Source organism: Photorhabdus bodei, assembly GCF_003287735.1.
Classification (GTDB): domain Bacteria; phylum Pseudomonadota; class Gammaproteobacteria; order Enterobacterales; family Enterobacteriaceae; genus Photorhabdus; species Photorhabdus kayaii.
The window spans coordinates 138,910-156,430 of sequence record NZ_NSCM01000005.1; the positions used below are offsets into that span (position 1 = coordinate 138,910).

The 17,521-nt window shown below is 41.4% G+C and carries 11 protein-coding genes and 2 pseudogenes; 9 read left to right on the top strand and 4 right to left on the bottom strand.

What is annotated here, in order from left to right:
- Positions 1–81: 81 nt before the first annotated feature.
- Positions 82–1,149 (bottom strand): tRNA preQ1(34) S-adenosylmethionine ribosyltransferase-isomerase QueA, encoded by a 1,068-nt coding sequence (queA, locus tag CKY02_RS06050; RefSeq protein ID WP_112894589.1) that lies wholly within the window; start codon positions 1,147–1,149, stop codon positions 82–84.
- Positions 1,150–1,253: 104 nt separating this feature from the next.
- Between queA and CKY02_RS06055 the strand changes: the two genes are divergently transcribed.
- The 3 genes from CKY02_RS06055 to ggt all read left to right on the top strand — a co-directional run bounded on the left by CKY02_RS06055 (position 1,254) and on the right by ggt (position 5,432).
- Positions 1,254–1,850 (top strand): acyl carrier protein phosphodiesterase, encoded by a 597-nt coding sequence (locus CKY02_RS06055; RefSeq protein ID WP_112894590.1) that lies wholly within the window; start codon positions 1,254–1,256, stop codon positions 1,848–1,850.
- Positions 1,851–2,850: 1,000 nt separating this feature from the next.
- Entirely contained in the window at positions 2,851–3,453 is a 603-nt protein-coding gene (locus tag CKY02_RS06060) for a peroxiredoxin C (RefSeq protein ID WP_011148042.1), read from the top strand.
- A gap of 218 nt (positions 3,454–3,671) precedes the next feature.
- Positions 3,672–5,432: a gamma-glutamyltransferase gene (gene ggt, locus CKY02_RS06065; protein ID WP_112894591.1), complete on the top strand. Its 1,761-nt coding sequence runs from the start codon at positions 3,672–3,674 to the stop codon at positions 5,430–5,432.
- A 130-nt stretch (positions 5,433–5,562) separates the two neighbouring features.
- On the opposite strand, the gene brnQ is transcribed toward ggt, so the two are convergent.
- From brnQ to phoB, 3 genes are all read right to left on the bottom strand, one after another.
- A complete protein-coding gene (gene brnQ / locus CKY02_RS06070) occupies positions 5,563–6,894 on the bottom strand; it encodes a branched-chain amino acid transport system II carrier protein (RefSeq protein WP_112894637.1) in 1,332 nt (443 codons plus the stop codon).
- Between the two features lie 350 nt (positions 6,895–7,244).
- Positions 7,245–8,582 carry a phosphate regulon sensor histidine kinase PhoR gene (gene phoR / locus CKY02_RS06080; protein WP_112894592.1) on the bottom strand — a complete coding sequence of 446 codons (1,338 nt, stop codon included), beginning with the start codon at positions 8,580–8,582 and terminating at the stop codon, positions 7,245–7,247.
- A 23-nt stretch (positions 8,583–8,605) separates the two neighbouring features.
- Positions 8,606–9,295, bottom strand: a complete 690-nt coding sequence (phoB, locus tag CKY02_RS06085) for a phosphate regulon transcriptional regulator PhoB (RefSeq protein WP_112879375.1) — start codon at positions 9,293–9,295, stop codon at positions 8,606–8,608.
- A gap of 386 nt (positions 9,296–9,681) precedes the next feature.
- On the opposite strand from phoB, the gene sbcD reads away from it, so the two are divergent.
- The 6 genes and pseudogenes from sbcD to CKY02_RS26195 form a co-directional block, all read left to right on the top strand.
- Entirely contained in the window at positions 9,682–10,917 is a 1,236-nt protein-coding gene (gene sbcD, locus CKY02_RS06090; protein ID WP_112894593.1) for an exonuclease subunit SbcD, read from the top strand.
- Complete coding sequence (locus CKY02_RS06095) at positions 10,914–14,600, top strand: AAA family ATPase (protein WP_112894594.1); 3,687 nt, start codon at positions 10,914–10,916, stop codon at positions 14,598–14,600. Before sbcD ends, CKY02_RS06095 begins: the two co-directional genes overlap by 4 nt.
- Positions 14,601–14,906: 306 nt before the next feature.
- A pseudogene (locus CKY02_RS26645) lies at positions 14,907–15,077 on the top strand (hypothetical protein); the annotation flags it as partial.
- A gap of 610 nt (positions 15,078–15,687) precedes the next feature.
- Positions 15,688–15,972 (top strand): 3-phosphoshikimate 1-carboxyvinyltransferase, encoded by a 285-nt coding sequence (locus CKY02_RS06105; protein ID WP_238399017.1) that lies wholly within the window; start codon positions 15,688–15,690, stop codon positions 15,970–15,972.
- A gap of 74 nt (positions 15,973–16,046) precedes the next feature.
- A complete protein-coding gene (locus CKY02_RS06110; protein WP_112894596.1) occupies positions 16,047–17,228 on the top strand; it encodes a multidrug effflux MFS transporter in 1,182 nt (393 codons plus the stop codon).
- A gap of 33 nt (positions 17,229–17,261) precedes the next feature.
- Positions 17,262–17,513 (top strand): annotated as a pseudogene (locus tag CKY02_RS26195) (SDR family NAD(P)-dependent oxidoreductase); the annotation flags it as partial.
- Between the last annotated feature and the right edge of the window lie 8 nt (positions 17,514–17,521).

Consider the following 17,521-nt stretch of genomic DNA (forward strand, 5'->3'; position numbering starts at 1 on the left):
TACCGTTGAGCTGAGATATTCACATAACCCTATTTTCAACAAATTCAACAATATATTCCAGTCAATGCCATAATTATTACATTAAGAAATCTTTTCCTTGCAAGCGAAGGGATTACGACGAATAAACATAGCATCACCATAACTAAAGAAACGGTATTTTTCTGCAACAGCCTCTTTATAAGCATTCATCGTATTTTTATAACCCGCGAACGCAGAAACCAGCATAATAAGTGTCGATTCCGGTAAATGGAAATTAGTAATCAACGCGTCCACAACCTGATATTCAAAACCCGGATAGATAAAAATTTGCGTGTCATTAAAAAATGGCGCAATTAACCCATCCTGACAGGCTTTCGCGGCACTTTCCAGCGATCGAACTGACGTTGTGCCAACGGCAACAACTTTATTACCTCGCGCCTTACATGCCAGCACAGCATCAACCACATCCTGTGGCACTTCTGCATACTCAGCATGCATAATATGGTCTTCAATGGTCTCCACCCGCACAGGCTGGAAAGTACCCGCACCAACATGCAATGTCACGAAAACCATTTCCACGCCCTTTTTACGCAGCGCTTCCAATAATGGCTCATCAAAATGAAGACCGGCCGTTGGTGCAGCTACCGCCCCGGGCCGTTCGCTGTATACAGTTTGGTACAACTCACGGTCTGCCTCTTCATCAGGACGATTAATATAAGGCGGCAAAGGCATATGACCTATGTCATCCAAAATGGACAACACATCACGTTCATCATCAAAACGTATTTCGAACAAGGTATCATGGCGGGCCAACATGGTTGCTTTAAGACTTTCATTGTCACCCAATAACAATTCAGTCCCCACTTTTGGCGCTTTGGAAGCACGCACATGTGCAAGTACCCGCTTATCATCCAGCACCCTTTCAACCAGCACTTCCAACTTACCGCCCGTGACTTTTCGGCCGAAAATACGCGCAGGTATGACGCGGGTATTATTGAAAACCAGCAAATCTCCGGCATTCAGCTTATCGAGAACATCCGTAAAAATACCATGCGTTAATTTCCCCGTTTCACCATCAAGCGAGAGCAAACGGCAGCCACTGCGTTGCGGTTGAGGGTAATGAGCAATCATTTCATCAGGAAGTTCAAAAGTAAAATCGGAGACACGCATTATATTTAATCATTCAGAAAAACAGGCGGACTAGTCTAGTGCCGCGGCCCTAAGGGTGCAACAAATAAGCACATAACTTCGCGGATTTATATTATAATCACCAAATGAATTTTCTCGCTCACCTTCATTTAGCTACTCTGGCTGACAGCTCCCTACTAGGAAATCTGATGGCAGATTTTGTGCGCGGTAATCCAGAGGGACAATACAGCGCTGATGTGGTTGCAGGTATTCGTATGCATCGGCGTGTTGATGTACTAACAGATACCCATCCATTGGTTATTCAAGCCCGTCACTTATTCAGCGCTCCATATCGACGGGTTGCGCCGATCACTTTAGATATTATCTGGGATCACTTCCTCTCCTTGAATTGGGATAAACTGGTTCCCACCTACTCATTACCGGCATTTATTCACCATGCTCGCAACCAGATTGAACCTCATCTTTATTACACTCCCGAAAAATTTCAGGAACTGAATGAGTTTTTATGGCCGCAAAACTGGCTGATCCGTTATGCAGATCTTGCATTTATCGCAGATGTATTAAAAGGCATGGCCCGAAGACATCCCAGATTATCGGCTTTATCTGGATCATTTCAGGATATAGAACAACATTACGCTGACTTTGAAGCACTATTCTGGCAATTTTATCCTTATATGATGGAAAAAGCGGAAAATAAGGATTTTTACTGTTCGCCTCAATAAGCGCTATTATTACAACTATGCTTGTGAATAAATCGTAAATGCGGATAGAAAGAAATCATTCAGGCAATACGGCACTTTCGCATGTTTAATGATTTTTTCATCCTTGATATCCGGTGGTATAGTCAGAATTCCTTTTTCCCAGCATGCCAGCCATTTGGCTGGCATAAGATGAATAGTAGGAAATTATTTTTTAACGCTAGCTTTCATTCGGAAAGATCTTCATCAGGAGGACCCAGGCGATCCAATTCGGCCAGAATCAACGGAATTTGAGCCTCTCTCAATTATTCAAAAAAGTTCATACAACCAAAGGCTGAGAATATTTTCACTGGTTACAATCCTGAATAAGTTCATTGTTCAGGCGGTGAACTTGCGCAAATGATTTAACAGCACTTCAAAAAGCTGTTTGGAGGGATAGGTATGGACCAGATATTGCATGAAACAGGAGAAATCAGAAGGGAAAAATGTGGATTTTCTCGCGTCAACTCATTTACATCATGTTTTATTTGTAAAAGTCTTTTCCTATTGGTGTCTTTAGGATTTCTCATTTCTGCCTCTGTTTTTTACGTTAGAAAGTTAATACAAATTTATATTTATTCTCAATAAATATCAAAGTTGACAGTTTAAATAAATGTAAATTTTTTTATCAAAACAGTTAATAACGTAAATTTTATAAATATTTAAGTAACATGATTAGTTAATTTATTTCGGTAAGTTTTTATCCCAATAACCACTATTGCCAATCTATGCTGGAGAATAATGATGAACACGGATGGACACAGAAACCGGTACACGCAGGTAAGAATGAAATAGTCTCTTAGCTTGAATTCGACCAAACCCTTGCAAAAATCCTCTATCTTATTAAGGTAAAGAAAATAAAAATAAAGTATTAATAGGTAAAATCTATTGCAAAGATTAGTATTTTATCCTTTATTGGTGTACGCTAATTCTTTATTCTATATCCAATTTTTACATAAACCTCGTAAAACTACAGGAGTAACTCATGGTTCTGGTAACTCGTCAAGCCCCTGACTTTACTGCAGCAGCGGTCCTCGGCAACGGCGAAATAGTTGGGAATTTCAACCTGAAAAAACACCTGAACGGTAAACCTGCCGTTATCTTTTTCTGGCCAATGGACTTTACTTTCGTATGCCCTTCTGAGCTGATCGCATTTGACCACCGCTACGAAGAGTTCAAAAAGCGCGGTGTTGAAGTTATAGGTGTTTCTTTTGATTCTGAATTCGTCCACAACGCATGGCGTAAAACTCCTGTCGATCAAGGTGGTATTGGCGAAGTTAAATATGCAATGGTTGCTGATACTAAACGCGAGATTCAAAAATCCTACGGCATTGAGCACCCAGAAGCGGGTGTCGCTCTGCGCGGCTCTTTCCTGATCGACAAAAATGGCGTAGTTCGTCATCAAGTCGTTAACGATCTGCCTCTGGGCCGTAACATTGACGAAATGCTGCGTATGGTTGACGCACTGCAATTCCATGAAGAGCACGGCGATGTCTGCCCTGCACAGTGGGAAAAAGGTAAAGAAGGCATGAGTGCTTCTCCAGATGGCGTAGCTAAATACCTGTCTCAAAACGCTGCTAAACTATAACCTTAGATATTACCCATAATTAGGCCAGCCGATTATTCCGGCTGGTTTTTTTCACTGAAATTCCTCGTTTTGCCACCTTGCGCACAAAAACCCCCTATTCCCGATAACTATCACCACTTACAATTAAATTTACAATTGTTTAACATTAAAATCCGTGTAAATAAAACAAGTCATTACACCAACAAAAATAACCCCGCCAAAAGACAGGAGCTTACAAAATGTTGAAAACATGGAAAACACCGCTGGCAATAATATCCCTGCTCGTCTCGTCCCACCTTTATGCCGCTTCGGAACCGGCTGTTGAAGCCAAAAATGGTATGGTCGTTTCAGCCCAACATCTTGCTTCACAAGTTGGTGTGAATATCCTCAAAATAGGTGGAAATGCGGTTGATGCAGCGGTTGCTGTTGGCTATGCCCAAGCCGTTGTCAATCCATGTTGTGGCAATATCGGTGGTGGTGGCTTTATGACAATTCATTTAGCCGATGGTACCGATATTTTTATTAACTTCCGCGAAACCGCGCCAAGTGCAGCAAGTGCCGATATGTATCTGGATAAAGAAGGTAATGTTATTAAAGGAGCCAGTTTATATGGCTACCGCGCGGCCGGTGTGCCCGGAACCGTGATGGGGTTAGACAGTACCCTAAAAAAATATGGCAAATTGAGCCGTGAACAAGTCATGGCACCTGCAATTAAGCTGGCACGAGAAGGCTTTATACTGACCCGTGCAGATACCGATATTCTGGACACCACAATCAAGCGTTTCCGCAAAGATCCAGAAGCAGCTCGTATCTTCCTACGCAAAGATGGCTCGCCTTATCAACCAGGAGATAGATTAATACAAACCGATCTGGCAAATACGTTAGAGTTAATTGCTAAAAAAGGGCAAGAAGCTTTTTATCACGGAAATATTCCTAAACTGGTCGCCGAAGCCGCTAAAAAATCCGGCGGCATTATTACCGAAGCCGATTTTGCCAATTATAAAATTTCAGAAACAACCCCCGTCACCTGTCACTATCGCAGTTATAAATTTATCTCTTCCCCGCCACCGAGTTCAGGCGGAGTAACCATGTGTGAAATTCTGAATATTTTGGAAGGTTATAACCTTAAAGAAATGGGATTCAACTCGGCTAATTATATTCACACATTGACAGAAGCCATGCGCCATGCCTACATGGACAGAAATACTTACCTTGGTGATCCAGAATTTATTAAAAATCCCATCGATCGCTTACTGAGTAAACACTATGCTGAATCTTTACGTAAAAAAATAGAGCCAGGTAAAGCAACATTATCGGAGAATGTTCAGCCGGGTATTGGACCCCATGAGAAACCAGAAACCACACACTACTCCATTGTCGACAAAGAAGGTAATGCAGTTTCAACTACCTATACTATCAATGGACTTTTTGGTGCTGTCGTCATCGCCCCCGGAACAGGTTTCTTCCTCAATGATGAGATGGATGATTTCACCACTAAAATTGGTGAAAAGAATCTTTATGGTCTCGTCCAAGGTGCGACTAACTCTATTGCCCCCGGTAAGCGCCCATTATCCTCAATGAGCCCGACACTTGTCACAAAAGACAATAAGACATTCCTTGTTCTGGGCTCACCCGGCGGCTCCCGTATTATCTCTATTACCCTGCAAACCGCCTTAAACATTATTGATCACGGTATGTCTCCTCAAGAAGCGGTCAATAGCCCCCGTATTCATCACCAATGGTTACCCGATGAAGTTTATTATGAACAACGTGGTATTTCTAAAGACTCGTTGAATTTGCTAGAAAAAATGGGATATAAAATGGTGGAGCAGATACCATGGGGCGCTGCTGAAGTGATTATGGTTGGTTTACCTAAAACCGCTGACGCTGCTGCTAATTCTTCCGGCAATGATGCAGCCGTATCTGGTCAAGTGCGTGAAAACCATTTTTATGGCGCCAATGATGTCCGACGCCCGGCCGGTGCGGCCATTGGTTACTAATGACCAACAACTAAAAAAATAGCTAATCCGTGTAGGCAATATCGGGATGGGATATCCTTTTTTCAGGAACCCCATCCCATACTTTCCCTGAACATCTGACGATGGCAAACAGTCAGAGAAACAAACATCATCACTGATGCATTTGAGTCTCGCGGGTACCAGAGCGCCCTAAAACGCGGTCATAAATACCAGCCACAACTAAAACCAACAGGGATGGTGCTAACCAAGCCAACCCTTGATCCGCCAGTGGTAAACGTGTTGCCCAATTTGGCAACAAATAAACCAGTGCTTCGGATGACTTAATCGCATCCAAAATACCAAACATCAGACTAATTAACATTACCGGAGCTAAAATACGGGTAAAATTGTGCCACCAGCACAGCGTAAAACTCAACACAATCAGAACGATACAAGGTGGATAAATAGCTGTCAGTACCGGTATGGAAATCTTAATCAAATGACTCAAACCAAGGTTAGAAGTCAACATGGAGAATCCTCCAAGGATCAAAACCAGTGAACGATAAGACAGGGGCAGATAACGGCTAAAAAACTCAGCACATGCACAAGTTAATCCAACCGCAGTCACCATACAGGCGACAAAAATCAACACAGCCAGGAAAATACTGCCGACACCACCAAAAGTATGATGAACATAGGCATGCAAAATGACCGCGCCATTTTCTGCATGAGGCACTAACGATCCACTACCAGCGCCTAATTTAAACAGCGATAGATAAACCAGTATCAGACCAAAGCCGGCAATAAAACCTGCCCACATCGCATAACGGGTCAATAATGAAGATGCGGCAACGCCTCTTGAACGCGCTGCGTTAACGATGACAATCCCAAAAACCATCGCACCCAGCGTATCCATTGTCAGGTAACCATTGACGAAACCACTGGAGAATGGGATTTGCTGATAAATATCAATCGCTGGAATTGAATCACCGGCAGGCCAAAGTAAAGCAGCAACACCAAGTATACCTAGCGCCAACATCTTGATAGGCGCTAACACATGCCCGACAGTATCAAGCAAACGGCCTGGGTAAAGGGAAACAGCAATTACCAACACAAAATAAATAAGACTGTAGATAAACAGGGGTAACTCACCGTTACTGGTAAGCGGGGCAATGCCTACTTCAAAAGAGACAGTTGCGGTCCGTGGGATAGCGAATAAAGGACCAACAGCCAAATAACAAACTGTCGCAAGCAGCAAACCAGCAACTCTACCAATAGGTGAACTCAGCTCTTCAATACCACCGCCAACTTTTGCCAATGCGATGATTGTAATGACGGGTAAACCAACCGCCGTCGCTAGAAAGCCTAATGCTGCTAGCCAAACATATTCACCTGATTGTAACCCCACCATAGGGGGAAAAATAATATTTCCCGCCCCGACAAACAGAGCAAAAGTCATAAACCCTAATGCCCAAATATCCTTAGATGATAAACGATGTGTCATAATGATTATTAATGTTTTGTTACCATATTTAATGGCCTGAATAATATAAATATCATCAATAGTTAAGCCCATATTGACAATATTGAACCCTAATTTAACGATTTATTATCAAAATAATATTCACCAGGTATCTGTTGAAGACAGATTATAGTGGTCATGATAGATAGAATCGCCAACAACTGCCCACAAGTAAAACTTTTATAGCGCCAGAAGGCAATAGATAAACCAGAATGCAGAAGTATATGCCGCACTCTTTTTCAAAACTAGTGATTGCTGTTAGCTATCATTGAATAAACACTATATGATTTGCGTTTTTTTTAACCTGAAAAAATAATAATCAATTACGAAGATTAATTATTACTGTTAATCAAACTATTCCTATCTCTTCTGCTGGTTATTTTGACAGGTACAATCAATCCTGCCGGTAAAGTAAAACTAAAGATCGTTCCTTTGCCTATTTCGCTGGAAACTTTAAGATGAGAATGGTGATGATGTAAGGCATGTTTAACAATCGCAAGACCGAGACCACTTCCTCCAGTTTGTCTGGAACGCGCTTTATCTACTCGATAAAAACGTTCGGTCAAACGAGGTAGATGTTCAGCGCTGATACCTTGCCCATTATCTTTCACTGTAAATTCAGCACCATGGGAATTCTTTTTCCAACTGACATCAATTTGAGTCCCTTTAGGAGTATGGTTAACCGCGTTATAAACCAAATTCGACATTGCACTGCGAAGCAGCTCTTCATTACCGAACACTTTTAGGCCTTCACCAATATCAAAATTAATCTTATAACATTCACTACCTAGCGCAGTGGCTTCCTGACGCAATACTTTAAGCATCAAAGGCACATCAACGACTTCATTCATATCAATTTGGGGAGCGACTTCAATTTTAGACAGTTGCAACAATTGTTTCACCAAACCGTCCAGCCTCCGGGTTTGCTCCTGCATCGTATTCAGCGCTTTCTTATTTAGCGAACTATCCTCTGCCTGATCCTGCATCACTTCCAAATAACCCTGCAAGACGGTTAGAGGGGTACGCATTTCATGACTAACATTGGCAAAAAAGTCACGACGGGCATTTTCCAGTGTTCGCTTCTGAGTCACATCTCTGGCAACCATTAAGAATTGCCCCTCAGAATAAGGCATCACCCGGAACTCAACAGCGAACCCATTATTTAATTCAATGGATAAAGGGCGCGAAAAATCCCTGGAAAGGATATATCGGCTAAAATCAGGGTAGCGAAGTAAATTAAAAATATGCTGTCCGTTGTCTTCAGGCCAGCGAAAACCGAGTAAATGTTGTGCTAAACGATTACACCAGAAAATATTACCTTCCGTTGTCATCATCACAATAGCATCGGGTAATGATTCCGCCCCGCTACGAAACCGTTTGATCAACAGCGCCAGCTCACGACGCCGCTTTCGATTCCGTTGCTGCATCTGGTGAATACCATAGAAAATTGGCTCCCACCCTCCTCTCCCCGACGGTGGCAACATACTGCGATCCAACCATAGCCAATTCGAAAGTTTCAGCAAGTTATAACCATGCCATATCAGCACCAAAAATACCGAAACAAATAAACACCAGGACAAATGACCAATAAATATCGACAGAATTACCGCAGGCAAACAAAAGAGAAACAGTTCTGAAACCAGTTTTTTCCAAGATAAACGTTCTAACACATTAGATTCTCCGGTGCGTGGACTTAGTAACGGGTAGAAAAACGATAGCCCGTACCACGAACGGTCTGCACCATTTTATCATGGCCGCCAATCTCTAATACTTTACGTAAACGGCGAATATGAACATCAACAGTTCTATCTTCAACATAAACATTTGCTCCCCAAACATAATTAAGCAACTGTTCACGGCTATAGACTCGCTCGGGGTGAGTCATAAAAAAGTGCAGTAATTTAAATTCCGTCGGCCCCATATCCAGTGCTTTATCCTGGCTGGTCACCCGATGGGACGTTGAATCCAAAACCAAACCATCCATTTCGATGATATCTTCCATGACCATCGGTGAAATACGCCGTAATACCGCTTTAACTCTGGCAACCAGCTCTTTAGGAGAGAAAGGCTTAGTGATATAGTCATCTGCCCCAACTTCGAGGCCACGCACCCGATCTTCCTCTTCACCACGGGCAGTCAACATCATCACCGGAATATCGCGAATATTATTATTCCGTTTCATCTGCTTAATTATCTGCAAACCAGAACCACCGGGGAGCATCCAATCCAATAACACTAAATCAGGATATGGTTCAGATAAACATGCCAACGCAGAATCATAATCCTCTGCTTCCACCGGCTGATACCCGTTTTTTTCCAGAACAAAACAGACCATCTCACGAATCGGAGCTTCATCTTCAACTACCAGAATACGTCTTGCCATGATTAATCCCGTTAATATATTGAGATATACCCGTCATCTTTCAAGCCGCCTCTTTGTTGGCTGCACTCACTCACCCCGGTCACATAGTTATCTATGCTCCCGGGGATTCGTTCCCTTGCCGTCGCGATGCATCTTGAAATCCATAGGGTATAAACGCTACTTAGTTTGAAAAAGCATTATGCGTCAGTTTTATGACAAATTTATGAAATCCTGCCTTGGTTATCCTCTATCTGCAATCGATTTCGCAATAATTAATTTAACAATTGTCATATTTCATAATGAATGCGAAGCCGCTCGAAGATATATTCACGAAATCAGATTTAAAAGCGACATCCAGAATATAGCGATTATAATCATGCTTCACTTTAACCAACGACGGCGAAAATATGCGTATTATTCACACTTCGGACTGGCATCTTGGCCAATATTTTTTTACAAAAAGCCGGGCTGCTGAACATCAACATTTTCTGCGCTGGCTGATTAAACAGATTGAACATTATCAGGTCGATGCATTAATTGTTGCCGGAGATGTATTTGACACGGGCTCACCGCCTAGCTATGCCCGTGAACTATATAATCGCTTTGTCGTTGAACTACAACCGACCGGCTGTCAGTTAATTAGCCTTGGTGGTAACCATGATTCAGTAGCAACATTAAATGAATCAAAAGAACTCCTTTCCTGCCTAAATACCACCGTTATTGCTCACGCAGAAAAAGATCAACAAAAACAGATAAAAGTACTCACCGCCAAACAAGGCAATACCGGTGCAATTCTTTGTGCAGTCCCTTTTCTGCGGCCAAGAGATATTATGATCAGCCAGGCTGGTCAGTCAGGAGAACAAAAACAACTCGTATTACAAGAAGCTATTGCAGAACACTATCATCGACTCTATCAGCGAGCATGTGAATTACGTGATGAATTGAATTTGCCCTTACCTATCATTGCTACCGGGCATCTGACGACCGTTGGTGCCACTGTTACAAATTCAGTGCGGGATATTTATATTGGTACATTGGATGCCTTCCCGGCGCAAGCTTTCCCGCCGGTAGACTATATTGCGCTTGGGCATATTCACCGGCCACAAATAGTGGCTAAATCTGAACATATTCGCTACAGCGGCTCCCCTATTCCTCTTAGTTTCGATGAAGTCGGGCAAGAGAAAAGTGTTTGTTTGGTGGAATTTACTCAAGACAAACTGGAATCCATCAAGCTTTTACCCATTCCGCAATATCAGCCCATGCAACTAATCAAGGGTAACCTGCAACACATTGAACAACAGTTGCAAACTTTTAATGACTATCAAGGAGAACAACCCGTCTGGCTGGATATTGAAGTCGCAACCCAAGATTACCTCCATGATATCCAGAAAAGGATTCGATCAATGGTTGCAGAGCTTCCCGTCGAAGTCATTCTGCTACGACGTAGTAAAACACAGCAACAAAATAGGCTAGCACAAGAAAACAGAGAAACTTTGACAGAACTTAGCGTTAACGAAGTTTTTGCCCGACGGCTTGCACAATCAGCACTCGAAGATGAAGAACATAAAAAACGTCTGACCACCCTTTTCGAACAAACACTGAACGATATCTATCAGGCTAAAAACAAGGAGGAGCAGGCATGAAGATTTTGAGTCTACGGCTAAAAAACATCAATTCATTACAAGGTGAATGGAAAATTGATTTCACAGCAGAGCCGTTTGCCAGCAGTGGTTTGTTCGCCATAACCGGCCCTACCGGCGCGGGCAAAACCACCTTATTGGATGCGATCTGCCTTGCGCTTTATCACGAAACCCCACGCTTGACGATTTCTACCTCACAAAATGAGCTGATGACCCGACACACTGCGGAATCATTGGCTGAAGTGGAGTTTGAAGTGAAAGGTGTCGCTTATCGTGCTTTCTGGAGCCAACGACGAGCGCGTAATCAACCCAATGGCAATCTGCAAGCCCCTAAAGTGGAACTCGCCCTTAGCAACAGTGGTAAAATTCTGGCCGATAAAATCCAGGACAAGAAAGAAAAAATCATTGAAATTACTGGATTAGATTACGGCCGTTTCACCAAATCCATATTGCTATCCCAAGGAGATTTCGCTGCTTTCCTCAATGCTCAGCCAAACGAACGGGCTGATTTATTGGAAGAGTTAACCGGCACTGAAATTTATGGAATTTTATCTCAACAAATTTACCAACAACATAAACAAGCACAGTCAGAGCTGAATATTCTGCAAGTCAAAGCGTCCGCCATTGATTTGCTAACGGCAGAGCAGTATCAACAACATCTGGAACAACAGCAACAACTCACCCATGCGGAATCACAACTCAATCAGCAGATAAAAACAGTGCAACATTTGGCACAATGGCTGACACGTGGGGAAGAACTTGAGCAACTTGTTACTGAAAATAACGCTTCCTTACAACAGGCGGAAAAAGCGCTTACTCATGCAGAGCCGCAACTGCAAAAACTGGCTAGCAGTGAACCCGCAGAAACACTGCGCCCATTGCTGGATGATAAAAACCGAACACAATATGAACATCAGAGAACCAGCAAACAGTTGGAAGAGATGCATCAGCAACTTCAGCAACAGCAACAGACGCTCACGCCGATACAGCAAAAGGTGACTCATGCAGATTCTGCCAGAGCAGAGTATCAACAACACCGGCAACAACAAGAAAAGCTGATAACAGAACAGGTGATTCCATTAGATCATCAAATTGCGGTACAGATTAAAGAGCTCAATCTTACTCAGCAACAAATCAACGAGCAGAAAACTGCGCTTGAAAACCGTTGTCAACAATATGACACAGCAAATCAGCGCGCCCTATCATTCACCAATCAAAGAAAACAACTGGAAAACTATTTCGAGCAACAACCTTATCATCAATATTTCGGCGAAAAACTGGCTTTTTGGCAACACCAATTCTCTTGGTGGCAAGAGCAGCAGCAACAAATTGATCACCAAACGCAAAAAGTTGGCAAGCTCTCTGCCGAAATCACGCAACTTAACAATAACCTGAACAAACAAGGGGAAAACTTAAAACAACAAATTGAACATAACCAACCGCTGGAACTGGCATTTGAGCAGGCCAAGCAACAATTTTTTACTCTGCAAAAACAATATTCGCCGGAGAAATTAAAAAAACAATTAACTCAATATCAGGAACAGCTACCGCTGCAACATAAACTGGAGATCCTGTCGCCGCAAATCTTGCAATTACAAGCCGCTATTGCCAGCCATCATATTCGCTTACAACAACCGGAAAAATTATTAAAAGAACTTCCTATTCAAATTGAATCCATCGATAAACAACTCTCAGACAAACAGCAACATTTAGCCGATCTTACTCAACGTATTCAGTTAGAACAAAAGATTGTCAGTCTGGAAAAAGAGCGGGCACAACTCAAGGAAGGTTCTCCTTGCCCACTATGCGGTGCTGAACATCATCCTGCAATTCAAGCTTATCAAAACATTGAACTGCCAAAATCAGAACAACGGTTAAAAGATTTACGCCAGCAATTTGAAGCGCTACAAGCCACCAAAATATCATTGGTTAATAAAAAAGAGTTCCAACAGCAACAATACGACCATATTTTGCAAGAAATTGCTGATGCTGAACCACGATTGAATATATTAACGCAACAATGGCAGGAAACTTGCGCAATATTACAGACCGAAATTTCTCTTTCAGATAAACCCGCTCTTGAACTATTTGTGCAACAAAACCAATCTACTCATCGGCTTTGCCAAACTCAATTAACCGAATTTGAACTGGCAGAAAAAACGTACCAGAAAACAGAAAAAACACTGACCGCTCATCAAGAATACGTTAAAGAAATTGAACGAAATATTGAACTGAGTAAACATCAACACAATGTACTGAAAAAACACTTATCTGAATTGCAACCAGAGATACAACAACAGCAGCGTAAACTAACTGATGTCATCGAAAAAATGACGTCAGAATTACAGCAATATAATTTATCCCTGCCAATGCTGAATGATACTGAAAACTGGCTGCAACAACGTAGAGAGGAGTGGCAGATATATCAAAACTGTCATGAAAACTGGCAACAGATCCAAAAAGAAGAAGCGGTCATTCAAAATCAGATTGAATCATTGCATAAACAGAAAGAAGAATATGTATGCCGTTTAAATGGGCTTAATCAAACAGCACGGCAACAGAAACAGCAACTCGCAGAAGCACAACAACAGCGCCAACAACTATTTGGTAAGCAATCTGTTACGGACATCACTCAGGCATTACAACAACAATCTCAACAACTGGAAGAAGCGTACAAACAGGCACAATCACATCTGCAACAGGCACAATCCAATATTAGCCAACTGACCGGTGCCATTAATGAGACAGAAAAAAACTACAACCAGTCTGAGCAACAAAAACAGCAGGCAGAACAAAACTTCAATGCTGCATTGGCAAAGAGCCCATTTGCCGATCAGCATGCCGTTGAATCAGCGCTGTTATCGCAAGAACAACGTAAGGAATTACAACAACTCAAAGAACAGCTTGAACAACAGCAGATACAAGCCAACGCCCTATGCCAGAAAGCAGCAGAAACTCTGCAACAACATCGGAAAAATCGCCCTGAGTTACTTAATCAATATACAAAATCACAACTGACCGAACAGTTGGACAACATTACTGATGAGCTAAAAAGAAACACCTTACAACAAGGAGAGCTGAAAAACCTGCTTGGTAATGATGCAATACGCCGTCAACAGCAAAAATCCTTATTGGAAGAGATCAGCCATTGCCAACAAAATTATGATGACTGGAGTTATCTTAATAATCTGATTGGTTCGGCTGATGGTGCTAAATTCCGTCGCTTTGCTCAAGGATTAACACTGGATCATTTGGTTCATCTCGCCAATCAACGGCTGAAAAAATTGCACGGACGCTACGATTTGCAACGTAAAAACAGTGATGGTCTTGAACTACAAGTGATTGATACCTGGCAAGCCGATGCTATTCGTGATACCAAAACGCTTTCCGGTGGCGAAAGTTTTCTGGTCAGCCTCGCCTTGGCTTTAGCGCTATCTGATTTAGTCAGCAATAAAACCAGTATTGACTCACTGTTCTTGGATGAAGGTTTTGGCACACTTGATCCAGAAACCCTTGATATTGCTCTTGATGCACTGGATCATTTAAATGCTTCCGGTAAAACCATTGGAGTCATCAGCCACATCGAAGCCATGAAAGAACGGATACCCGTGCAAATTAAAGTGAAAAAAATTAATGGGCTTGGGATAAGTAAACTCTCACCTGAGTTTCGTTATGGTAAACAATAGCGGAAAACAATAAAAAGTATTCCCAAAGTGAACTGAATGCCGTTATTTTTTCCTTAAAAGGATACTCCCGCCAGCATAAAGGCGGGAAGGAAATTTCGACAAGGCATTACCCTTGCTGGTTTTGAATGTACTGCGTGACTTGCTCTCGCCAACATACATCAAGAAGCAAGAACGCCCAACGAAATGACAATTCTTCGAGCTGTTTGTTATCCCTCTTCCCCTGATATTAAAAACGCGTTTTACTCATAATTAGCATTCAGGAGGGAGAAGTCCGCAGGTTTTGTTAGACCACTACACTCCAGAAAATATCTGGGTAAAGGCCGAGGACTCTCTCTGTACACTCTGATAGCCAATTACGTTGCCGTGAATGCGAAAAATATCGGGCTGAATGAGTATGAAGACCACTCTCTCCATGACATGGTTTACAGCAACAAAAGTGCTGGAAGAGCATGTGAAATAATATTTTTGGAACGATGAATAGTCCTGACTTGTGATTTTCGAGGACTTTTATACTGGATACAAAGATAGTATTCAATTGTGATAATAAAAATATATTTACATTACTCTTGTTTTTAGCGGTTTATATGAAAATAAATTTTAATTAAAATTAAATCTATATATATGTTAGTTAACTATATTTTGTAAAGTTTAATATTTTTCATATATTAAATTAAATAATTTACTTACTGATAAAAGATAGTTATCACCAGATAAATAAAAGAAATTGGAAAAAATATATTTTACAAAATACCATATAAGAATGATTTAATAGTTATGAAATATACCTGTCATCCTTCAAGTTGCCTCTTTGTTGGCTGCACTCACTCACCCCGGTCACATAGTTATCTATGCTCCCGGGGATTCGCTCCCTTGCCGCCGCAATGCATCTTGAAATCCATAAGGTATAGAATTATTAAAATTTACATAATGAGAAATAAGTGAGAAATGCAATGATGCTATAAAAAAATAAACTGGTAGAAATCTATAAACATGTTTGTTATTGAATTTCACATAAATGTGAATCGGGAAATCATTAAATCAAAGAGTTATTTACTTATTGTATTAGTAAAATATAAAAGGAGAACCTATGTCTTTAGTAAAATACCTAGAAGTTAGTCCATCTAACTATGTACTTCATTCTGCCTATATACCGTCATCTAAACCAGAAACCCAACGAGCGATTTTAGCTGCCAGTTTGTCTGATGGAAAATCAATTATAAATAATGATTTGCGTTGTTCAGAAACAACCACAATGAAGGAGGCATGCCGTAGTATTGGAGCCAAAATTATTGAAGAGCCTAGTCGATTAATTATATATGGCACTGGTGGGAAGATTATACCTAATAATAATGTTATTGATGCTATCGGATAACCAACACGCTACGCCAAATAAGGAATACAACGGACGCATAAAAATACTCCCTCTTGTATGAAAGGAGCAATGGCATGAAATCAAAACTCATTATCATCAACTCGTGCGTTATCTTAGTGCTCGGATTGTTTTCTATAGACCTCTATAATCCAGCACTTCCCATTATAAAAATAGCGCTCTCAATAACAGACAATCAGGCACAAAGCTTGGTTGTTTATTATCTCCTTGGTTTTGCAGTATCTCAGATTTTTTATGGCCCACTTTCTGATAAATACGGGCGTATTCCTGTAATCATATTTTCCTTATTATTTTCTGCTGTTGGTAACTATCTAACTTCTACCGCAGAATCATTTCACACACTCTCATTATTCAGACTCCTGACGGGAATTGGTGCAGGTGGATGCCCAGTTATTAGTAGAGCAATACTCAGCGATACTTTTAGGGATAAGACGGAACTATCAAAATCACTGGCAATTTTTTCTATGGCATCACAAGTTTCTCCTGCTTTTGCCCCCATTATTGGGGGATATATCACAGAGTATCTGCCGTGGAAATTTAATTTTATCGCGCTAGCCATCATGATGTTGTTAGGTGCGATTTTTGTCAAAATGACACTGCCGGAAACATCTCCGATGAGATCAAGTCGCAATGGTAGATTGGCTGGTTTTCGAATTTTATTATCAGATGTTAATTTTGTTATATACAGTGTTGTCTCTGCTGTCTTATTTGCCATTACCATTGGTTATTTTACTGCTAGTCCTTTCGTATTCCAGACCCAATTTGGGTTATCGTCATCACAGAACGGATATCTGTTTATAATCTATTCTGCTGGAATTGTAATAGGTTCATTGTTAACAAAAAAAGGATTATCACACGTTACACCTGAATACATTCTTAAAATATCGTTGCCATTATTACTGTCATTTACGGTAATAGCGCTCATTTTTATTCACTTCACTCAGATATTATCAATTGACTTCATCATTATTTATAGTTTTGCGATAGGGTTGGGATGTGGGCTATCTTCCCCTTTATTGCTCGGGATAAGTTTACATGGTCATCCTGAATTATCAGGAACGGGTAGCGCTTTGCAGGGGGCACTCAAAATGGCCGGAGCCGCTATTGTATTATGGTTTTTCTCCAGTGGTCATACAACGACTGCGACTGGTTTGATGTGGGGACTTTTTGCTCTTGCTCTGATTTGTTTCATTTTAATAGCTTGTACCCAGTATTGGGTGTCTGAAACAGAAAACTGACGTTTTGTAGAACTATTCATATATGGAGAGAATATGGATCTTAAAATAACGGGGCGTTGGGCTGTTATATGTGCAGCCAGCGAAGGTCTGGGCTTTGCTTGCGCGGCGGCATTAGTTGCAGAAGGTGTAAATGTTGTTATTAACGCACGACGAACTGAACAATTGGAAATGGCAGCGCTACAGTTGCAAGAGATAAATTCAGCCGTGTCGATAAGATGGATATCGGGTGATATAACTCAACCGGAAACACAAAAGGCAGTATTAACAGCTTCACCTATGGTGGATATCCTTAT